We start from the raw sequence: 19,661 nt of genomic DNA on the forward strand, positions 1-19,661 counted from the left end.
ACACTGTTGAAACGGCCTCCCAGCGGAGGCCGTTTTGCTTTGATGGCGCGTCTGACGTAGGATACGAATCGGATTTCAGGATAAGGGGCAGGCTATGGCTGGTTTTCTCGGTAATTTTCGCAATGTGATGCTGGCCAGTTTTCTGCTGGCGGCCTTGGTGATCTTTGGCTTCGGCAAGCACGGCGCGGGCTTCAATGAGGTCTTTCTGATCGCCGTCATCCGCTGGGCGCACGTCCTGTGCGGCGTACTGTGGGTCGGTCTGCTCTACTATTTCAACTTCGTGCAGATCCGGGTCATGCCGGATATCCCCGCCGATCTTAAACCAGCTATCAGCAAGTATATCGCACCCGAAGCCCTGTTCTGGTTCCGCTATTCGGCACTATTTACCGTCGTCTTCGGCCTGATCTTGGCCTGGTTGCGCGGCTACATCGTCGAGGCCATGAGCTTTGGTTTCGTCAGCCTGACCGCCAAGGGCTATGCCTTCGGTTTTGACAGCGCTAATTCCCAGTTCATCTTTATTGGCGTCGGCATGTGGCTGGCCCTGATCATGTTTATGAACGTCTGGCACGCCATCTGGCCGGCGCAGAAGATCGCGCTTGGCATCCGCGAAGGCTTCACGCCGGAGCAGAAGGCCGCCGCGGCAAAAAAGGCCATGATGTTCAGCCGCATCAATACGCTGCTGTCTCTGCCCATGCTGGCGAGCATGGCCATGTACCAGACCATTTTCGGCTAGTCCGAAAACGGCTGGATCAACAAAAACTGTATCAGACTATTTTTGGATAAATTTGCGTGACGTCCTCTGAATTGGTACCGAAGTCCGAGGACATTCGCCTGGCCTGCGCCTTCATCCCTGAAGCGAATAAGCGGGCCGACATACTGGTGCTGTTTGCTTTTCTGGAAACCCTGCGCGATATCCCCGAACGCGTCACCGATCCGTTGATGGGCGAAATTCGTCTGCGCTGGTGGTTTGAGGCGATTGAGGAAATCGACCAGGGTCGGGCGGTGCGTTACCATCCGCTGACCGAAGCGCTGAAGGCGATCATTGAGCGCTATAAGCAGGCGCCGAAGGACTTTTTCAACCTGATCGAAGGCCAGATGCCGCTGCTCGATAAAGGGCCGCTGACCATCAAGGACGCGCTTAGCGTCGTGGATCGCGGGGAGGGCGTTGTTTGCCGTCTGGCCGCTCATATACTGGGCGAGAGCGCCGACCTGACCGATATTGCCCGGCTCATCGGCATGTCGCATATCAAGGCCGCGCGCGGCTTGAGCGACGCCGGCGATATGGAATTTGCGCACCTGAAACGCGAAGCCGTGAAGGCTGCCAAGGGAATGCCGGTGGCTGTCATGCCGCTGGCCTTGCCGGCCACTCTGGCAGGTGATTTATGGCATGGCCGGATGCCTGGACCACTTTCCAAGCGTTTGAGGCTGTTCTGGGCCTTTATCAGCGCCAAAATCTAGAAACTTATCTAGTATTTCTTCTTTTTGCCCCATGGCATGCGTTCCATCACGCCATCCAGCGGCTTTTCCGTCACCACGACCGGCGGCGGCACATTGATGATGATTGGCTTTTCCGGATAGGCGCGCCAGCCGCTCTGAATGAGTTCGTTGAAACCCTGGCATTTCGGCAGGATGCGTACGGCGCCGGTCCGAGGCTTGATGAAGGGCGCCGCCTGTTTGACGCTCTGCCGCGTCGGGTCGACGAATTGCCAGTCACCCGCCAGGCCATACCCGCCCTGACCGCCGACATGGACGGCATTATAGGCGATGCGGGCCTGATATTCCGGCACGCCGTACTTGATCATGGCGCGGTAGAAAATGCCATCGGCGACATCGCGCTTGCCCGGCTCGCCGATGGTGTAGAGCCAGTCGTGGATGATGGCCGCGCGCGCCGTCGGCCCTTGCGGATCGATAAAGCTCTGGCCGTACCATGGCACCGAGGCGAAGTCGGTGACGTACCATTTCGGCACCACGATCACCATGCCGGTGGCGCCGTCGCAATAGGGAAATTCGGCGTTGAGGGTGAAAAGCTTGCGGCCCTGTTTGGTCTGGTTGAACAGCATGATCGGCAGCGGCGTCAGCGAACTGGGCGGCGTCGGTGCCACCACTGGCACATAGACGGTCTCCGTCGTCTTCGTTGTGGCGCATCCGGCGACAAAGAGCAGGGCGGCTAAGGCGGCAATTTTCAACGAACGCAAGGGAACCCATCCGATAAGCATGTACCGGGCCATTAGCCCGAAATTCAGGCGATATTTAGCCAGTCCTGCAAATCCTGCAAGGCGCGTAACGACATAAGGCGTTTTTTGGCGCGGCCACGCTCCTTGAGCGGGATTTTCTTGCCGTCCTCATCGACCTTCGGCGCGTCCAGCGGCGGGAGCAAGCCATAGTTGATGTTCATGGGCTGGAAGGAGCCGCCTTCGAGGTGGCCGATGGTGATATGGTTGAGCAGGGCGCCCAGAGCGGTCGTTTCGGGCGGGGCGGGGAGGTCGCGGCCCAGAGCCTGCGCGGCGGCGAAACGGCCGGCCAAAAGGCCGATGGCGGCGCTTTCGACATAGCCTTCCACGCCCGTGATCTGACCTGCAAACCGCACATGTTTTTGCCCTATTGCTTCGCTGCTTGAGGGCGCGAAAAACGCTTTCATGCGCAATTCTCGGTCGAGAAGCTTGGGGGACTGGATAAAGGTGTTGCGGTGCAGGCCACCCAGACGCGCGAACTGCGCGTTCTCCAGGCCCGGGATCATGCGGAAGACCTCAGCCTGAGCGCCATGCTTCAGCTTGGTCTGGAAGCCGACCATATTATACAGCGTTCCCAAGGCGTTATCCTGCCGAAGCTGAATGATCGCATGAGCTTTCACCGTCGGGTTATGCGGATTGGTCAGGCCCACAGGCTTCATGGGACCGTAGCGCAGGGTTTCGCGGCCGCGCTCGGCCATGACCTCGATTGGCAGGCAGCCATCGAAATAGGGGACGTGCTCCCAGTCCTTGAATTCGGCCTTGGGGCCATCTAGCAGGGCGTCGATAAATGCCTCGTACTGCTGCTTGTCCATCGGGCAGTTGATATAGGCCGCCGCGTCGCCGCCGGGGCCTTCCTTATCGTAGCGCGATTGCTTCCACGCCTTCGACATGTCGATGCTCTCGGCATGGATGATCGGCGCGATGGCATCGAAGAAACTGAGTTGGCCTTCGCCGGAGACATCGAGCACGAAGCGCGACAGCGCCTCGGAAGTGAGGGGGCCGGTGGCCACCACCACATTGTCCCAGCCCTTATCGGCCAGGGTGGTGATTTCCTCGCGCACGATGGTCATGAGCGGATGGTTGGCAAGCGTCTCGGTGACGGCGGCGCTGAAATTCTCGCGGTCCATGGCAAGCGCACCGCCGGCCGGCACCTGGTGCTTGTCAGCGCAGGCGAGGATCAGAGACTTCGAGCGGCGCATTTCTTCATGCAGCAGGCCCACGGCATTGAACTGCCAGTCATCCGAGCGGAAAGAGTTGGAGCAGACCAGTTCGGCCAGGCCATCGGTCTGGTGGGCATCGGTCGTGATCGGCGCGCCATCGCGCGTGCCGCCGCGCATTTCGTGCAGCACCACCGGAATGCCCGCCTGAACCAGTTGCCAGCAGGCTTCTGAACCGGCGAGACCGCCGCCAATAACATGAACTGTCAACCTGATCTCCTGCCGTAGAGCCTAAACGGAAAGACGATGCCTCTATAGCAAGGCGACGCCTGTGGGAAGAGATTACAGGCGGCCGGCCAGAAAGGCGTCGATCTGTGTGTGATGCGACTTGTAAAAGTCTATATTGGCCGCATTGGTGTAGGACAGGATGACATCGCCGGCGCCCGGTTGCGCAGCCGCCACGGCATCGGCAATGGCTAGCATGCCATAGAGAAAATCATGCGGCGTCAGACCGTTTCTGACGATGATGTCGCGTGCTTTCGGCGAGGCCTCGATCTGGCCGACCAGTTGCGCCAGGGTTTCCATCTTCGACATATCGGCGCCACCGCCGAGATCGATCTTCTGGGTGTTGATCTCCTTCGCGGCGGCAATCAGCTTGGCCAGCAGAGGTTCGGTCAGTGGAAACTGCGCCAGTTCGGCCGATTCCTCATCGGTCATGGATTGTGCCATGGCGGGTGATAGGGGCAGCATCGCCATCACGAAAGCGGCCATGGCCAACCAGAACTTTTTCATCTTGATCCTCATATCACGGTCATATCTGTGTGGCTCTATAGCAAGCTTGGATCGGAAATGTGACGCGGTTAACGAAATAAGCTTTAAAAGCGAATGGATTTGTTTCTAAATTGCTATTGGCCTGAAATAGATCGACAGGCCATGGTTGGGGGTATTATGAGGGATACATCGGCATTTTCGGTGACGAAAGCCTTGAAGACGGCTACAGGCTTTCTGCCGCAGGCGTGGGCTGGCGGGTGGCTTTCGCTGCTCGTGATACTGGCGCTTGTGATCGGTGGGCCGATGGCAGCGATAGCGTTCACAACGCCGTTGGCCGGTCTGGCGCTGGTTGTGTTGCTGGTCATCGCCAAGCTCATGACGCAAGGGGGGCTCTATCGCGTCGCCTTGTTCGGCAAGTCAGCGTGCGAAGAAGGGCTTGGTCTTGGCGGTCTGCAATTTGGCCCGCCGGAATGGCGTCTGTTTGTGGCCTCGCTGGTCGTGACGGCCTTTTTCGCCTTGATGGCGGCCACTTTGTTTATCGTTTTCGCCATCGCTCTCAGCTTTTCCGGTCTGACGCATGGCTATGACACCACGATGCAGGCGGTTCAGGCGCTGATCGCGCGGCATGACGGCATAGACTATCTGTTTATCGCCTATATCATCGGCAGCTTTCTCTTCCTCGTTTTTGTGGGGCTGAAATTCGCCCTGTTGGCCGCCGCCAATATCGCCGAGCGCCGGCTGGTGACGCTCAATGCCTTGGGGCTGACCTCCGGTCATGTCGGGCGGATATGTCTTGGGCTGTTGGTCATCCTGTTACCATTCGGGCTGATCTGTGGTTTAGTTAGCCAAGGGCTGGGACATGCCGGGCAGGCGCGTCTTGTGGTCCATGCCGCGCTGATGAGCCTGTATATTTTCCTGTTTTTGCCATTGACCGTCGGATTTTTGGCCGCCAGCTATAGGCAGATTGTCACGATCAGGTCTAAATAGCCGAGTCCGTGCCTGATGCGGACGGACGAGACCTGCGCATGAACCTCACCTTTGACTTCGCTTTTGAAGGCTTCCGCCTGATCCGCGAGCGACCCAAGCTGATCGCTTTCTGGGGGGCGCTGACGCTTCTGTGGTGGGGGGCGATGTGGGGCATCATGGTCGCTATGGCCGGACCGGCTCTGGCTACGCTGATGAAGATGACCAGCTATGATCCGCAGGTGATCCAGACCCTGACCGAGCAGCTTTTACCGGCTTTAGGCGTATGCGCGCCCATCTATGTTGTCATGTCGTCGATTCTGGTCTGCGCCATCTGCCGCGCCTCTATGGGACAAAGAGATGATCGTTTTGGCTTTCTGAAGCTGGGTATGGATGAGATCCGCATGATGGGCGTGCGGGGCGGGACCTTGCTGACCCTTGCCGGTGTTTTTATCGGTTTTGGCACGGTTGGCAGCCTTTTTGCAGCTTTGGTCAATGCCAGCAGCCCGCAAGCCGCGGCGGCGGCGCAGTCCTTGAGCAGTATTCTGGCGCTCGGCACCTTTGTCTGGCTATCCTTGCGCCTGTCGCTTAACAATCCGCAAAGCTTCGAAAGCCAGCGTATCAACCTGTTCGGTAGTTTTAGCATGACGCAGGACCGCTTCTGGTCATTGTTCACTGGCTATGCGGCCGCCATGGCCCTGGCGCTGGTGGTGCAGTTTCTGTGTGACAAGATCATCGAGGCGGTGCAGGTCTTGAGCCTCGGCCTCAAGGTTACCGGCGATATGGTGCCGCCCGACCCGACCACCCTGACCAGTTTCCTGTCACCGGCCTCTCTGATCTACTTTGTCCTGAGCTATGCGATTGTCGCGCCGCTGACCTCGGCCATACAGTTTGGCGCGCCGGTGGCGGCCTACAAGATCCTGCGCGGCAAGGTGGCGCTTCTACCGGATCAGGAAGCGGCGCGTTAACTGCCCGCCATATGCAGGAAGTCGCGTCCATGCGCCGGCTGCAAGGGGCGGGCGTTCGGGCCGATAAGGCGTTGAAAGGCGTCGGCCTGTTCAGCGCTGACGGTCAATGGCGAAGAAAAGACCATCCACGTCACCTCTTCCGTGCAGGGCGGCGTCGTCAGTGAGCCTGAATAGACATAGAAGTCCTCGGTCCCCGGCATCAGATCCTGCGCGTTGATCAGAAGATCCGGCAAGGGAACTGGCTGGCCCGGATCGGACGGCAGGTAGGTCCACAAGGAGGCCAGCATGGGGTCTGCAGCACCAATGTCCGACATGACGGAGATCACGAGGTAATGGCCCTTGGCATCTTGGTGGACAAAGTGGGCTTCCAGCGCGGTGGCGTGGCCATTGATGGCGTGTTCGCTCGGCGAATGGAAGTGGAATTGCTTGAGCGTAAAAAGATTGCCATCAATCTCAACGCCGCCGCCGTCTTTCGGCGTTACGACGATTGTATGGCCGTTGTTTTGTATCGTGGCGGTCGAGGCGTGATAGGCCATGACCATGTGCGATGACATATTGCGCGTGTTGCCAGAGATATCGACAGGGGACTGGCGCTGACCGGCGCTACACACCGCATTAGGGCCGCCCATCTGAGCCCAGTGGGCCGGCCCTTCGTTGCCACTGTAGGTCCAGTGCTGCACGGCGCCCGTTTCGGAGCCGTGACCGGCCGCAGCCGCGCCGTGCTCAGCAGAGCCATGCTCCGTTGCGTCAGGCGCGTGTTCATCCGCCTTTTTGCCCGAGCAGGCGACAAGGGATAGGGCCAGCAGGCTGACCGCAACGATTCTATGGGCGCGACTCATCTTCATGTCGCGATCCTGACGAAAATTGGTTAACGGAGGTTAAGCGCGCTTCGCTTGTAAGGCGAAAAAACAGTTATTGCACCGGTTCGAGATGCCGCTGTTTGTGTTTGGCCAGCATCTCCTTGAGATACTTGCCAGTCCAGCTCTTACTGTTTTTCGCCACGTCTTCCGGCGTACCGAAGGCCACGATCTCACCGCCGCCATCGCCGCCTTCCGGGCCGAAATCGAGCAGCCAGTCAGCCGTCTTGATGACGTCGAGATTGTGCTCGATGACCACGACTGTGTTGCCGTGATCGGTCAGTTCATGCAGCACTTCCAGCAGTTTGCGCGTATCCTCGAAGTGCAGGCCGGTGGTAGGTTCATCAAGAATATACAACGTCTTGCCGGTGGCGCGCTTGGAAAGCTCTTTCGATAACTTGACGCGCTGGGCCTCGCCGCCGGACAGCGTGGTCGCCTGCTGGCCGATCTTGATATAACCGAGACCAACGCGCTTGAGGGTTTCCAGCTTGTCGCGGATGGTGGGCACGGCCTTGAAGACCTCGGCGCCTTCCTCGACCGTCATGTCCAGCACGTCGGCGATGGAGTGGCCTTTGAACGAAATATCGAGGGTTTCGCGGTTGTAACGCTTGCCCTTGCAGACATCACAGGTGACGTAGACATCGGGCAGGAAGTGCATTTCGATCTTGATCAGGCCATCGCCCGAACAGGCTTCGCAGCGCCCGCCCTTGACGTTGAAGGAGAAGCGGCCAGGGCCATAGCCGCGCGCCTTCGATTCCGGCAGACCGCAATACCAGTCGCGGATAGGACCAAAGGCACCGGTATAGGTGGCCGGATTGGAGCGCGGGGTGCGCCCGATCGGCGACTGGTCGATCTCAACGATCTTGTCGAAAAACTCCAGACCTTCAATCTTGTCATGCGGGGCCGGATGGGCAGACGCATTGTTGAGCCGGCGGGCGGCGGCTTTGTAGAGCGTTTCCAGCGTGAAGGTCGACTTGCCGCCACCTGAGACACCGGTGATGCAGGTCATGACTCCGACCGGGATCTCGCCGGTGACGTTTTTCAGGTTGTTGCCGCGGGCGCCGATCACCTTCAGCATCTTCTTCTTGTTGATTGGGCGGCGCTGATCGTTATGACCTTCGCCATAGAAAAGCGGGATTTCCTTCTTGCCGGTCAGGTACTGGCCGGTTAGGGAGTTCGGATTGGCCTTGATCTCTTCGGGCAGGCCCTGTGCGATGATCTGGCCGCCATGCACGCCGGCGGCTGGGCCCATGTCGATGACATAATCGGCTTGCAGGATCGCGTCTTCGTCGTGCTCGACCACCAGCACCGAATTGCCGAGATCGCGAAGGCCCTTGAGGCTGACGAGCAGACGGTCATTGTCGCGCTGGTGCAGGCCGATCGACGGCTCATCGAGCACATAGAGCACGCCCGTCAGACCAGAACCGATCTGTGAGGCCAGGCGGATGCGCTGGCTTTCGCCGCCGGACAGCGTGCCGGAATTGCGCGACAGGTTGAGGTAGTCCAGACCTACATCATTAAGAAAACGCAGCCGGTCTTTGATTTCTTTCAGGATTCTGCGAGCGATCTCCTGTGATTGGGGCGTCAGCTTGTCTTCGACGGTGGAGAACCATTCGTGTGCCTTGCGGATCGACAAACCGGAAATCTGCGAAATGTTTTTGGCGTCAATCTTGACGGCCAGGGCTTCCGGCTTGAGGCGTGCGCCACCGCAGGCCTCGCACGGCGTTTCCGATTGATAGCGCGCCAGGTCTTCCCGCACCCACGACGAATCGGTTTCACGCCAACGCCGGTCCATATTGGGAATGACGCCTTCAAAGACCTTGGTGACGTCGTAGCGCCGATTGCCGTCTTCGTAGGTGAACTTGATCTTCTGGCCGCCTGAGCCTTGCAGGACGACGTTCTGCACCTCTTCGCTCAGCTTGTTCCACGGTGTATCCATCTTGAAGCCATAGTGCAGGCTGAGCGCCTGCAGGGTCTGGGCATAGAGCGGCGACGGGCCCTTCGACCAGGGGGCTATGGCGCCGCCGGTCAGGGAGAGCTTAGGATCGGCGACGATCATCTCCTTGTCGAAGGCGAGCTTGACGCCCAAGCCATCGCAGGTCGGGCAGGCGCCGTAGGGGTTGTTGAAGGAGAACAGGCGCGGTTCGATCTCGGTGATGGTAAAGCCGGAGACAGGACAGGCGAATTTTTCCGAGAAAATAATACGCTTCGGTTCGGTTTCACCGTCTTCCAGATCGGCATATTCAGCGATCGCTAGGCCATCCGCCAGTTTCAGAGCGGTTTCCAGCGAGTCGGCGAGGCGCGCCATGATGCCGGATTTGACGATGACGCGGTCGATAACGACGTCGATGTCATGCTTGAACTTTTTGTCTAATTTTGGTGCATCTTCAATGGGATAATATTCACCGTTAATCTTAAGTCTCTGGAAACCCTGACGCTGAAGGTCGGCGATTTCCTTTTTATACTCACCCTTACGGCCGCGCACGAACGGCGCCAGCAGCAGCAGGCGCGTACCTTCCGGCAGGGCCATGATCTTGTCGACCATCTGCGAAATCGTCTGGCTCTCGATCGGCAAACCGGTGGCTGGCGAATAGGGGATACCGACGCGCGCCCACAACAAGCGCATATAGTCATGGATTTCGGTGACGGTGCCGACGGTCGAGCGCGGGTTCTTCGAGGTCGTTTTTTGTTCTATCGAAATGGCCGGCGACAGCCCTTCGATCAGGTCGACATCGGGCTTCGACATGAGTTCGAGGAACTGACGGGCATAGGCCGACAGCGATTCGACGTAACGCCTCTGGCCTTCGGCGTAGATGGTATCAAACGCAAGTGACGATTTGCCTGAACCGGAAAGGCCGGTGAGCACCACCAGTTGACCGCGGGGGATATCAACGTCCACGCCCTTGAGATTATGCTCTCTGGCACCGCGAACCTTGATGAAATCCTGATCGAAGTGCTTCGCCATACGCGCATATCCCGAAATTTGAACAAGAGGACTATATAGAAGTTTTGCCGTGATTTGCCAGAGGGCTTCAAGAACATTTTAGCAACATTTAGTTTTTGCGCCGCAATACATATCGGTTCTTTAGCTATGACGATAAGCTGTCAGGATGTGTCAGCAGATGTTTTTGATGTATTTTCAACCATAAGAACACAGTAAGGCCTGATTTATTGATCAGGGTCAGGATGAAGGGGGCTGTTATCATGTCGGTCATCGTTACCCGTTTAAGGCATCGTATAAGCGACGGCCTTGAGTTATCGCTGGCGATATTGGCGGCCCGCACCAGCCGACGCACGCGCTTAACGGGCGCCGTTGTCGTGGCGCTTGGTCTTCATGCTCTTTTTTTATGGGCCCTGCTCAGTTCGCGTCTCGGTGTCTGGGACACGGATCTGGCGGTGATCGATGAGGCGCCTGTACTGATCGAGCTTTGGGATGTGCCGCCTCTGCCGAAACCCGAACCGGTTCCGGTTATCGAGCCGGTCGTGACGCCGCGCGAGGTCGAGCCGCAGGATACGCCGCAACAGGTCGATGAAACGCCGCAAAAGTCAGAGTCGGCGCCGGCTGTTGTCGCGCCACAGCCCGTGGTTCAGCCCCAGGTCGTCAAGCCGATTACCATCCAGATACCCAAGGAGAAGCCGCTCGACATGACCGCACCGAAAACGGTTGCGGATGTGCCCGCTCGTCCGAACATCGGCGCGACGGTGAAAAAGAAAACGCAGGAGGAGATCGAGGCGGCCAAAAAGGACACGGCGACTCAAGTGACTGATCTCAATCTGCACGCCGTCGATTCTATCAATATGCCGGCCTTGCAGAAGGTTCAGCCTTCCGGCTTGGCCCCGACAGGTCAGGCTGCGGCACCCGAGGGCGGCCGAATCGGGACCGTGCAATTGCCGCTGGGCAGTATAAACGGCACAGGCCTCAAGGGCGGTCGTGGTCAGGTGACGCAATCCCTGCAAAACCATGACTGGTGCGTTGCAACGCAAAAGGCTGGCGAGCCCATACCTGCTGATTGCAAGATGACGGATCTCGCCAGCCAGCCCCCGCTGGGGCCCAGGCCGGATAAAGATTTCCAGGCGGCTGTGGCGAAGAAGGACTTCGACCTGCGGTATAAGACAACACCAGGCAATGATGAGTATTGGAAGCGCGTCAATCACGCACCGACCTCAAGCGACCGTAAGGATGACCTGCCTAAAAAGGGAGCCTATTCAAATCCCAAAGACCAGCGCCTGAATGGCAACTAAGGCCTGTAATTTTCAGGCCTTTTTGCCGAAGTTAAACGATTGCGGGCCGCTGACGACCGTGCGGCCGCGTGCGCCATAGGGCGAGTTTTGCGTGCGGCGGGCGCTCAGGTCTTCGGCTACGGCGCTGATGATGCCCTCGGTCACCGTCTTGGCGGCGGTCACCGCCAGTTCATAGCGATGCAGGCGTTCCTGAAACAGTTCGGTGGCCTCGCGCAGCGCCTTCTTCTCATTGGCGGTCAGGCCATTCAGCAGGCTCGGGTCTGACTTGATGCGCATCGATTCGTGACGATAGAGGTTCGACAGGTTGCGCGTTTCCTCAATGCCTTCGTAGATATCCTGCGGGCGGTGCGCTTCAAGACAGGCGGTTTCACCCACCAGGCGTTCACCAAGACGGATGGTCAGGGCGATCAGTTGCGCGGCGCGATCAGAAGGGCTTGCGGCGGAAAGAGCCATCAGGCGGACACTCCCATTTTTTGGCTCATTTCCTGGCCCATTTCCTGGGTTTTAAGCAGTTGCTTCTGCATCATGTCGGATATGCCGACGCCGCCGCGCAGCGCCATTTCCTTGGCGATGGCGCCGATATAGAAGGATTTCATCGCTTCCTCGCCTTCGCCGCCGCCGAACGGGCCGTCAGATTTCAGGCCTTCAAACATCGGCGTCATCAAATTGGTCAGGCACATGGTCTCAAAATCGAGGCCGAGCTTGGCGTTACTCTTTCCGCCCGTGGCAGCCATGGCGCTGCTGATGCGGTTCTGCTGGGCCGATTGCGTTTGGGTTTGGGCGGCTTGCAGGGTGAGGAGGGCGGCGGTGTCCATTTACATAACCTCAATATCGGCTTGTAGGGCGCCGGATGCCTTGATCGATTGCAGGATGGCGATCATATCGCGCGGCGTGACGCCCAGGGCATTCAGGCCGGCGACCAGATCGGCAAGTGATGATCCGCCGCCGAGCTGGAGCAGTTGTTTGCCCTTTTCCTCATCGATGCTGACATTGCTGTTGGGGATCGCGGCCGTCTGGCCCTGGCTGAACGGCGCCGGCTGGCTGATATCCGGGCGCTCATCGACGCGGATGGTTAGGTTACCCTGAGCGATGGCGACGCGCGAGATGCGGACGTTCTCACCCATGACGATGACGCCGTTGACTTCATCAATGATAACCTTGGCCGGGGTATCGACCTCGACGTTCATTGGCTCGACCATGGTGATGAAGTCCATCATCGAGGTGCCGGCGGGCGGCTTGATGGCGACGATCGAAGGATTCTGGGCGATGGCCGTGCCGGGATAGCGTGACACGATGGTGTCGGCGATGCGCTTGGCGGTGGCGAAATCAGGATTGTGCAGGGTCAGGCGCAGGAAAGGCATGGAGTTGAAGTCAAAGGCCGTTTCGCGCTCAATTGTGCCGCCCGAAGCGATGCGCCCGGCGGTCGGTACGCCCTTGGTGACCGAAGAGCCTGACGCGCCGCCGGCCGAGACCGAACCGGTCTGGACGGTGCCTTGCGCCACGGCATAGGCTTCGCCGTCGGCGCCGAGCAGGGGCGTGACCAGCAGGGTGCCGCCCAGCAGGCTCTTGGCGTCGCCCATGGCCGATACGGTGACATCAATGCGTGAGCCAGCGGCGCCAAACGGCGTCAGTTCGGCGGTGACCATGACGGCGGCGGCGTTCTTGGTGTTAAGGCTGGCGTCACGGACATTGACGCCCATGCGCTCCATCATGCTTTCCATGGATTGCTTCAGCATGGGCGAGTTACGAACCGTATCGCCGGTGCCGCTTAAGCCCACCACGATGCCATAGCCGACGAGTTGGTTGGTGCGGACACCCTCGACATCGACGATGTCCTTGATGCGGGAGCCGGCCTCGGCATGGCCGCACAGCATCGCGGCGGCGAGGGCCGTGGCGCAAAAAGCAGCTTTCAAATTCCTGATCAGCATAAAATTACCCGTTAACCATAACTGCCGGATAGGTCTGCGAATATCGTGCCACGCTTTGTGGATTAAATTCGCCTTGAGAGTCAGTTACTTGTGAGGCGCATTTTGCGAACTTGAAGCGAGGCGGAAAATTATGCCGGGGCGTTAAGGCTTCGCTTACCCGTAGGCGGCAATAATGACCGTGTCGTTACAACTGGCAAAAGCCGGTTTCCGCTATCGGTCATTCTGATCGGCGCGGATGAAGAGAAGCTAGACGGCATTTCTTACAAAATGCATAAGGGTGAGGGGCATTTCGTCCCCGTAGGTCTATCATGACGTTCAGAATTAATCCGACGACCGGCGCTTCCGTCAGCGTACCAGCCAGCGGCGCCAAAAAGCCCGGTTCTGGCTTCTCGCTTTCCGGTAGCACGGGCGCGCAAAAATCGGCGGCGACGGCGCAAACCTCTGCGACCTTCGGCATGATGGGCATGGATGCGCTTCTGGCGCTCCAGGGCGAGGAGGACGTGCTGACTGGCCGCCGCCGCCGCCAGATGAAGCGTTCTCACGATATTCTCGATGCGCTTGATGATATCAAGGTCAGCGTGCTCTCCGGCGATCTCGATGACGAAGCCTTGCTGCGCTTGCAGTCACGCATCGCCGAGCATCGGGAGGACATCGAAGATGACAGGCTGCAAGGTGTGCTCAACGAGATCGAAACCCGCGCCTGCGTCGAGCTGGCCAAGCGCCGTTTGATGTAACGCTGCACCGCTTCCGGCGATTTACGAACCATTCACTTAAAACCGCTTCACAGGTTTAGATTCCCGCATTATAAGCCCGCCATCGCACAATCGCGCCCGGCGGGGATGAGCGACTGTCGACTGGTATCGTTTTTGCTGTCTAGGGTTCTTATGTCCGGCTGTGTTCAGCGTCAGGACATATTGACCAGCGTCGTTCATCAGGGGTGTAATCTTATGTCTGCCATCCAAGTAACAGAGCCCTATCGCCCGACCGATGGCGAAGAGTATATGAATTCCCGCCAACTGACCTATTTCCGCGGCAAGCTGAACGCCTGGAAAGAAGAAATTCTGAAAGGCGCCAAGGAAACCGTCAACATCATGCAGAAAGAGACGGAAAACCATCCGGATCTGGTCGATCGCGCCTCGTCGGAATCCGACCGCGCCCTCGAACTGCGCACGCGCGATCGTCAGCGCAAGCTGATCAGCAAGATCGACGAGGCGATTTCGCGCATCGACGATGGTTCCTACGGCTTCTGCGAAGAGACCGGAGAGCCGATCGGACTCGGCCGCCTTGAGGCCCGCCCGACGGCGACACTCTCGATTGAAGCTCAGGAACGCCACGAACGTTCCGAGCGGGTCCACCGGGACGACTAAGCCAGAAAATGGAAAATGAAAAAGCGCCGGCGTGATCCAGCGCTTTTTTATGTGCCGTAGCAGACAGCGAGCGGCTGTACATAGGCACTGATATCCGGCGCCGGCCGACCGATCAGGTAGCCTTGGGCTTCGCCGCAATTGAGCGCTTTCAGGGCTTCCATTTGTGCTTCCGTCTCTACACCTTCGGCGGTGATCAGAACGCCGAGCGACTGCGCCATGTCGGTGATGGCGCGAACAATCGACAGGGCGTTTTTGTCGTGTGGCAGGTCGCGCACGAAGGACTGATCAATCTTGATCTTGTCGAACGGGAAGGTGCGCAGGTAACTCAAGGATGAGTAGCCGGTGCCGAAGTCATCCATGGCGATGCGAACGCCCAGGGCCCGGATGGCGTTCAGGATGGCGAGATTGTGCGTCTCGTCTTCCAGAATAACGCTTTCGGTGATTTCCAGTTCCAGGCGCGCGGGCGACAGACCCGAAACCTTGAGCGCCCTGTTTACCAGACCCACCAAGGATTTGTGCCGGAATTGAAGCGGCGAGATATTGACAGCCACGCGCCAGGCTTCTGGCCACAAAGCGGCGGTGCGGGTAGCTTGATTGAGGACCCATTCACCCAGTTGCCCGATCAGGCCGCAGTCTTCGGCCACCGGGATAAATTCGGCCGGCGATACCATGCCCCGTAACGGATGGTGCCAGCGCAACAGTGCCTCGAAGGAGACGATGCGATGGGTGTCAAGATTGAGCAGAGGCTGGTAAAACAGCTGGAACTGATTATCAGCCAAGGCTTGCCTGAGGTCATGTTCCATCTCGATGCGGCTTTGTAACTGCGCATCCATTTCCGGACGATAGAAGCGCCAGCCGTTACGGCCTTCCGCCTTGACGCGGTACATGGCCAGATCGGCGCGCGACAACAGATTGTTGGCGTCCATGCCATCCGTCGGCGCCATGGCAATGCCGATGCTGGCCCCCACTTCGAGCGCCGTATCATTGATTACGATCGGCAGTTTCATCGCCTCGACGATGCGGGCCGCCAGATGCTGGGCATCTTGGGGCACCTCAATATCCTGAATAATGGCGAATTCATCGCCGCCCATGCGCGCGATGACATCGCCTTTGCGTACGCATCCGCGCAGGCGTTCGGCGACCTCGGTCAGCAACTGATCACCCGTGAGATGGCCGTAGGAATCGTTGATCGCCTTGAAACGATCGAGGTCAAGGCAGAGAAGGGCGGTTTTACGATCAAGGCGCTGCACGCGACTGAGCGCGGCCTCCATTTCGCGGCTGAACAGCGCCCGATTGGCCAGGCCTGTGAGGGGGTCGTAGTGCGCCAGATGGGCGATGCGCGCTTCGGCTTGCTTTTGTTCGGTCAGGTCGGTGCCAAGAGTCAGGATGCAGTCGGGCTCGCCGGACGGCGTGCGCAGGACGGTCTTCTTGAGCTGGATAATACGTTGCCGGCCATGGGCGTCAGTGACATGCTCTTCCTTGAGCATGATGGCCTCATCGCTATTGAGCGCCATCTGATCATAGGTGTTGTAAAGCGCGGCGCGTTCGGCGGTCATGAAGTCGCCGCTGGCCTGGCCAACGACGGTCTCGTGTGAGACACCGAGCATGTCCTCGCCGACGCTATTGAGCAGGACGATCTTTTGGTCAGAGGCGTTTTTAACCAGCACCATGGCCGGGATATTCTGGATAACCATGTTGAGGAAGGTCTGGTGGCGCTGGGATTCACCACCCAGCCTGATCAGGTCGTTGGTCATTTCCTGCTGACGCCCCAGCGATTGCTGGAGATCGCCGCTGATCGCCCTGAGCACGGATAGCGAGGTGCCGACGCCGGCATAACGGCCATCCGAGGTGGCGATAAAGCCGCGCATCAGTTCGGACGGGCGTTCGGTCAGGGTCTTGCTGGTGAAATCGCGCAAAGGCGTGGTGATATCGACGAGCAGCGGGCACTTGTCCATCACCGTGGTGACCGGCTTGTTGCCATAGAGGGCGCGGCCATATTCGGAAGCCATGGTCAGGTTGAAGGCATGGCGTTCGATCAAGCCAAGGACCTGGCCGGCAGTATCGACCACAGCCACCACCATCAGGTCATGATCGTCACGGAAGGCTTCGTAGAGGGTGGAGTTATTGCAATGAACGGGCACCGGATCGATCCGGTCGGTGATATCGGAAATGCACAAGGACGTCTGCATAGAGTTAAGCCTGACTTCTTCACTAGACACGCAATGGACGCGATTTTGGCGTCTTGTGGTCAGTCCTAAAGGTAAGTGCTTAATTGTCGCTTGATGTCACAAAAGATTATTATTCTTATTCAGAGCGTTAAAGCGTTTCCCTAAGAAACCAAGTCAAGGCGCAGGCGGTATTTTCATATCTGGGCCTTGGCGCCTTTTCCATTCGGCCCCTTCCCAAAGCGGATCGGGCGGCGTATGGGAGGGGCTTGAATTTCAGGCTTTTATCAGAGACCGTATCCATGACCGTCAAGGTTCGCTTCGCTCCTTCGCCCACCGGCCGCATCCACGCCGGCAATGTTCGCGCCGCGCTCGTTAACTGGCTGTTCGCACAGAAGAATCAGGGCGTCTTTGTCCTGCGTATCGACGACACCGATCTGGAACGCTCGACCAAGGAAAATGAAGACCTGATTGAGACCGACCTGACCTGGCTGGGTCTGGTCTGGGATGAGCGCTATAACCAGTCCAAGCGCTTCGACATCTACCAAAAGTGCGCTGACCAGCTAAAGGCCGATGGCCGGCTCTATCCGTGCTATGAAACCGCTGACGAACTGGATCGTCGCCGTAAGGTGCAATTGTCGCGCGGCCTGCCGCCGATTTATGACCGCGCGGCGCTCACCCTGACCGCCGAAGAGATCGCCGCCTTTGAAGCCGAGGGGCGCAAGCCGCACTGGCGCTTCAAGCTGGAAGGCAAACGCGTCGCCTGGGAAGATCTGGTGCGCGGGCATTGCGAAGTCGACACCACCTCGATGTCCGACCCTGTGCTGATCCGCGAAGACGGTGCCTTCCTCTACACCCTGCCATCGGTGGTGGATGATATCGACATGAAGATCAGCCACGTCATTCGCGGCGAGGATCACGTCGCCAATACCGGCACGCAGATCGAAATTTTTGAAGCGCTTTCCGCCTTCTTCGGCAACGCGCCGCTGCCTATTTTCGCCCACATGCCGCTGCTGGTCGGTGCCGATGGCGAGGGGCTTTCCAAGCGCCTGGGCTCCATGTCGATTTCGCAAATGCGCGAAGACGGCATCGAACCTCTGGCCATCACCTCACACCTCGCCAAGATCGGCACCTCCGATGCACTGGAAGCCGCGCCGTCTCTGGCCGCGCTGGCCGAAGGTCAGGATTTCGGCAAGATGGGGCGTGCGCCGGCGCGTTATGATTTTGATGACCTGATGCGCCTCAATGCTGGCGTGTTGCAGGCCATGAGCTATGCCGAGGCCAAGCCGCGTCTCGAAGCCCTCAACGCCGATCTCGGAGAACTCTTCTGGGACACCATCCGCATGAACCTGCACAAGTTCAACGAGGTGACCGAGTGGGCCCAGATCGTCGGTGGGGACATCACGCCGAAGATCGAAGACGCTGCCTTTGCCGCCAAGGCGCTGGACCTTCTGCCGGCCGATTATGGCCGCGAGAGCTGGTCCGCCTGGTCGGGCGCCATCAAGGAAGCCACCGGCGCCAAGGGCAAGGCCCTGTTCATGCCGCTGCGCCAGGCCCTGACCGGGATGGACCACGGTCCGGATATGGGGGCGCTGAGCTTCCTGATCGGCCGTGACAAGATCGCGCAACGCTTGAAGGGCTAGATCACGGCACCGAACAGTTTGCCGATACCGGCGGTCACACCCAAAGCGATCGCGCCCCAGAAGGTAACGCGGAAAACAGCCTTACCCATGTTCGACCCGCCAGCCACAGCGCCCAAAGCGCCCAAAAGGCCGAGGAAGACAATGGCGCAGGCCGCGACGATCCCCACGATGAGCGGGCGTGGGCTAAGCCACATGGCCAGCAGCGGCAGGATGGCGCCCGAGGCGAAGGTGATGGCCGAAGTCAGGGCCGCCTGAATGGGCTTGGCCTCGGTGTGTTCGGAGAAGCCCAGTTCGTCGCGGGCGTGGGCTTTCAGGGCGTCTGTCTTCATCAACTGCTCAGCCACCTGACGGGCGAGCTGCGCTTCGAGACCCCGGCCAACATAGATCTGCGTCAATTCCTCGATCTCGGCTTCTGGGAAGTCTTGCAATTCCTGAGTTTCGCGGGCGATATCGGCAGCTTCGGTATCGGCCTGCGAGCTGACGGAGACATATTCGCCCGCCGCCATCGACAGCGAGCCCGCCACAAGAGCCGCTACGCCTGTCAACAGGATGGCGCTCTTGTCCGCGGGGCTGGCGGCGATCCCGACAATCAGGCTGGCGGTCGAGATAATCCCGTCATTGGCGCCGAGAACTGCGGCTCTTAGCCAGCCGATGCGTGAGATATAGTGCCGTTCCGAAGCCTTGTGAGATCGTGTCATGTCAGACCCTACGCCGGGTATCGATATCCACCGTGTGCAGGCCAGCGCGGGCTATGGCAGGCAGAACCTCTTCGACCGTATCCACGCTGAAAAAGGTGTCGAGGAAAACAGCAGGGGTGAAGGCCTCCGCTTCGGTATGACGTATCAGCGCAAAGAAAGGCTCCCAATAGTGATTGATATTGAGAAAGATGACCGGCTTCTTATGTAAATCGAGACGACGCCATGACATCAGTTCGATGACCTCTTCAAGCGTGCCGACGCCGCCGGGCATGACGACGAAAGCATCCGATTCCTCGAACATCATCATCTTGCGTTCGTGCATATTCGACACGATGCGCGTGTCGACTCCATCGACAATGGCTTCACGGTTCTGCAGGAATTTGGGCATGATACCCAGCACCTTGCCGCCTGACTCGTGCACGCTGCGGGCGGTTTCGCCCATAAGCCCCACGCCGCCGCCGCCATAAACCAGGCGCATGGCGGCGCCTGCCAGAATTTGCCCAAGATCGTGGGCCGCCTGTTTATAGGCCGGGTCTTTGCCGAAGGCCGATCCGCAAAACACACAGACGGAACGGATTTCGTTTTTGGTCAGGGGCATGTTGGCTTCAATCTCGGTTAGGGAGCGCGACTCACTTTAATCTTATAAACCTGCGTCATGACATATCTAACCC

The 19,661-nt window shown here is 58.8% G+C and carries 19 protein-coding genes; 8 read left to right on the plus strand and 11 right to left on the minus strand.

Translation table 11 applies throughout. The features are described from left to right. Positions 1-94: 94 nt before the first annotated feature. Positions 95-733 carry a hypothetical protein gene (locus tag B060_RS0101160; protein ID WP_018079913.1) on the plus strand — a complete coding sequence of 213 codons (639 nt, stop codon included), beginning with the start codon at positions 95-97 and terminating at the stop codon, positions 731-733. A 56-nt stretch (positions 734-789) separates the two neighbouring features. Continuing rightward, on the plus strand, positions 790-1,458 hold the full coding sequence (locus B060_RS0101165) for a squalene/phytoene synthase family protein (protein WP_157405615.1): 669 nt from the start codon (positions 790-792) through the stop codon (positions 1,456-1,458). An 8-nt stretch (positions 1,459-1,466) separates the two neighbouring features. Here the strand turns inward: B060_RS0101165 and B060_RS0101170 are convergent, their stop codons facing one another. The 3 genes from B060_RS0101170 to B060_RS0101180 all read right to left on the minus strand — a co-directional run bounded on the left by B060_RS0101170 (position 1,467) and on the right by B060_RS0101180 (position 4,180). Then, on the minus strand, positions 1,467-2,228 hold the full coding sequence (locus B060_RS0101170) for a DUF1353 domain-containing protein (RefSeq protein ID WP_018079915.1): 762 nt from the start codon (positions 2,226-2,228) through the stop codon (positions 1,467-1,469). An 11-nt stretch (positions 2,229-2,239) separates the two neighbouring features. Beyond that, entirely contained in the window at positions 2,240-3,658 is a 1,419-nt protein-coding gene (gene trmFO / locus B060_RS0101175; protein ID WP_018079916.1) for a methylenetetrahydrofolate--tRNA-(uracil(54)-C(5))-methyltransferase (FADH(2)-oxidizing) TrmFO, read from the minus strand. A 72-nt stretch (positions 3,659-3,730) separates the two neighbouring features. Beyond that, complete coding sequence (locus B060_RS0101180; RefSeq protein ID WP_018079917.1) at positions 3,731-4,180, minus strand: hypothetical protein; 450 nt, start codon at positions 4,178-4,180, stop codon at positions 3,731-3,733. A 156-nt stretch (positions 4,181-4,336) separates the two neighbouring features. Between B060_RS0101180 and B060_RS0101185 the strand changes: the two genes are divergently transcribed. Together B060_RS0101185 and B060_RS0101190 are read left to right on the plus strand one after the other, a co-directional pair. Continuing rightward, positions 4,337-5,146: a hypothetical protein gene (locus B060_RS0101185; RefSeq protein ID WP_155847598.1), complete on the plus strand. Its 810-nt coding sequence runs from the start codon at positions 4,337-4,339 to the stop codon at positions 5,144-5,146. 38 nt (positions 5,147-5,184) lie between these two features. Further along, positions 5,185-6,090: a hypothetical protein gene (locus tag B060_RS0101190; protein ID WP_018079919.1), complete on the plus strand. Its 906-nt coding sequence runs from the start codon at positions 5,185-5,187 to the stop codon at positions 6,088-6,090. Here B060_RS0101190 and B060_RS0101195 read toward each other — a convergent pair. Next, the gene (locus B060_RS0101195; protein WP_018079920.1) at positions 6,087-6,935 is read right to left on the minus strand and encodes a carbonic anhydrase; all 849 of its coding nucleotides are present in this window, start codon (positions 6,933-6,935) and stop codon (positions 6,087-6,089) included. The two genes, B060_RS0101190 and B060_RS0101195, sit on opposite strands and share 4 nt — an antisense overlap. A gap of 67 nt (positions 6,936-7,002) precedes the next feature. Then, positions 7,003-9,912 (minus strand): excinuclease ABC subunit UvrA, encoded by a 2,910-nt coding sequence (gene uvrA / locus B060_RS0101200; RefSeq protein WP_018079921.1) that lies wholly within the window; start codon positions 9,910-9,912, stop codon positions 7,003-7,005. Between the two features lie 239 nt (positions 9,913-10,151). On the opposite strand from uvrA, the gene B060_RS0101205 reads away from it, so the two are divergent. After that, positions 10,152-11,189: a hypothetical protein gene (locus B060_RS0101205; RefSeq protein ID WP_155847731.1), complete on the plus strand. Its 1,038-nt coding sequence runs from the start codon at positions 10,152-10,154 to the stop codon at positions 11,187-11,189. 12 nt (positions 11,190-11,201) lie between these two features. Here B060_RS0101205 and B060_RS0101210 read toward each other — a convergent pair whose 3' ends face one another. The 3 genes from B060_RS0101210 to B060_RS0101220 are packed head-to-tail and all read right to left on the minus strand — an operon-like array spanning position 11,202 to position 13,063. After that, positions 11,202-11,642 carry a hypothetical protein gene (locus B060_RS0101210; RefSeq protein WP_018079923.1) on the minus strand — a complete coding sequence of 147 codons (441 nt, stop codon included), beginning with the start codon at positions 11,640-11,642 and terminating at the stop codon, positions 11,202-11,204. Then, the gene (locus B060_RS0101215) at positions 11,642-12,004 is read right to left on the minus strand and encodes a rod-binding protein (RefSeq protein ID WP_018079924.1); all 363 of its coding nucleotides are present in this window, start codon (positions 12,002-12,004) and stop codon (positions 11,642-11,644) included. The genes B060_RS0101210 and B060_RS0101215 overlap by 1 nt, the downstream gene beginning before the upstream one ends. Beyond that, positions 12,005-13,063, minus strand: a complete 1,059-nt coding sequence (locus tag B060_RS0101220) for a flagellar basal body P-ring protein FlgI (protein WP_236621607.1) — start codon at positions 13,061-13,063, stop codon at positions 12,005-12,007. It abuts the gene before it with no gap. 362 nt (positions 13,064-13,425) lie between these two features. Here B060_RS0101220 and B060_RS0101225 point away from each other — a divergent pair, with 362 nt between their 5' ends. Both B060_RS0101225 and dksA read left to right on the plus strand, forming a co-directional pair. Continuing rightward, entirely contained in the window at positions 13,426-13,851 is a 426-nt protein-coding gene (locus B060_RS0101225; protein ID WP_018079926.1) for a flagellar assembly protein FliX, read from the plus strand. Positions 13,852-14,064: 213 nt separating this feature from the next. Next, on the plus strand, positions 14,065-14,484 hold the full coding sequence (gene dksA, locus B060_RS0101230; protein ID WP_018079927.1) for an RNA polymerase-binding protein DksA: 420 nt from the start codon (positions 14,065-14,067) through the stop codon (positions 14,482-14,484). 47 nt (positions 14,485-14,531) lie between these two features. Here dksA and B060_RS0101235 read toward each other — a convergent pair whose 3' ends face one another. Next, positions 14,532-16,673, minus strand: a complete 2,142-nt coding sequence (locus B060_RS0101235) for an EAL domain-containing protein (RefSeq protein WP_018079928.1) — start codon at positions 16,671-16,673, stop codon at positions 14,532-14,534. 278 nt (positions 16,674-16,951) lie between these two features. On the opposite strand from B060_RS0101235, the gene gltX reads away from it, so the two are divergent. Continuing rightward, a complete protein-coding gene (gltX, locus tag B060_RS0101240) occupies positions 16,952-18,292 on the plus strand; it encodes a glutamate--tRNA ligase (RefSeq protein WP_018079929.1) in 1,341 nt (446 codons plus the stop codon). Here gltX and B060_RS0101245 read toward each other — a convergent pair. Both B060_RS0101245 and B060_RS0101250 read right to left on the minus strand, forming a co-directional pair. Beyond that, entirely contained in the window at positions 18,289-18,990 is a 702-nt protein-coding gene (locus B060_RS0101245; RefSeq protein WP_018079930.1) for a VIT1/CCC1 transporter family protein, read from the minus strand. The two genes, gltX and B060_RS0101245, sit on opposite strands and share 4 nt — an antisense overlap. A 1-nt stretch (position 18,991) precedes the next feature. Continuing rightward, positions 18,992-19,588, minus strand: coding sequence for an LOG family protein (locus B060_RS0101250; RefSeq protein WP_018079931.1), 597 nt, complete (start codon positions 19,586-19,588; stop codon positions 18,992-18,994). Positions 19,589-19,661 lie beyond the last annotated feature (73 nt).

The organism is Asticcacaulis benevestitus DSM 16100 = ATCC BAA-896 (assembly GCF_000376105.1).
GTDB classification, from domain to species: Bacteria; Pseudomonadota; Alphaproteobacteria; order Caulobacterales; family Caulobacteraceae; genus Asticcacaulis; species Asticcacaulis benevestitus.

Excerpts from the sequence above, each read along its gene's own strand:
- B060_RS0101160 (WP_018079913.1), top strand. The coding sequence starts at position 95 with ATGGCTGGTTTTCTCGGTAATTTTCGCAATGTGATGCTGGCCAGTTTT.
- B060_RS0101170 (WP_018079915.1), bottom strand. The coding sequence starts at position 2,228 with ATGGCCCGGTACATGCTTATCGGATGGGTTCCCTTGCGTTCGTTGAAA.
- B060_RS0101180 (WP_018079917.1), bottom strand. The coding sequence starts at position 4,180 with ATGAAAAAGTTCTGGTTGGCCATGGCCGCTTTCGTGATGGCGATGCTG.
- B060_RS0101185 (WP_155847598.1), top strand. The coding sequence starts at position 4,337 with ATGAGGGATACATCGGCATTTTCGGTGACGAAAGCCTTGAAGACGGCT.
- B060_RS0101190 (WP_018079919.1), top strand. The coding sequence starts at position 5,185 with ATGAACCTCACCTTTGACTTCGCTTTTGAAGGCTTCCGCCTGATCCGC.
- B060_RS0101195 (WP_018079920.1), bottom strand. The coding sequence starts at position 6,935 with ATGAAGATGAGTCGCGCCCATAGAATCGTTGCGGTCAGCCTGCTGGCC.
- uvrA (WP_018079921.1), bottom strand. The coding sequence starts at position 9,912 with ATGGCGAAGCACTTCGATCAGGATTTCATCAAGGTTCGCGGTGCCAGA.
- B060_RS0101205 (WP_155847731.1), top strand. The coding sequence starts at position 10,152 with ATGTCGGTCATCGTTACCCGTTTAAGGCATCGTATAAGCGACGGCCTT.
- B060_RS0101210 (WP_018079923.1), bottom strand. The coding sequence starts at position 11,642 with ATGGCTCTTTCCGCCGCAAGCCCTTCTGATCGCGCCGCGCAACTGATC.
- B060_RS0101215 (WP_018079924.1), bottom strand. The coding sequence starts at position 12,004 with ATGGACACCGCCGCCCTCCTCACCCTGCAAGCCGCCCAAACCCAAACG.
- B060_RS0101220 (WP_236621607.1), bottom strand. The coding sequence starts at position 13,063 with ATGCTGTGCGGCCATGCCGAGGCCGGCTCCCGCATCAAGGACATCGTC.
- B060_RS0101225 (WP_018079926.1), top strand. The coding sequence starts at position 13,426 with ATGACGTTCAGAATTAATCCGACGACCGGCGCTTCCGTCAGCGTACCA.
- dksA (WP_018079927.1), top strand. The coding sequence starts at position 14,065 with ATGTCTGCCATCCAAGTAACAGAGCCCTATCGCCCGACCGATGGCGAA.
- B060_RS0101235 (WP_018079928.1), bottom strand. The coding sequence starts at position 16,673 with ATGCAGACGTCCTTGTGCATTTCCGATATCACCGACCGGATCGATCCG.
- gltX (WP_018079929.1), top strand. The coding sequence starts at position 16,952 with ATGACCGTCAAGGTTCGCTTCGCTCCTTCGCCCACCGGCCGCATCCAC.
- B060_RS0101245 (WP_018079930.1), bottom strand. The coding sequence starts at position 18,990 with ATGACACGATCTCACAAGGCTTCGGAACGGCACTATATCTCACGCATC.
- B060_RS0101250 (WP_018079931.1), bottom strand. The coding sequence starts at position 19,588 with ATGCCCCTGACCAAAAACGAAATCCGTTCCGTCTGTGTGTTTTGCGGA.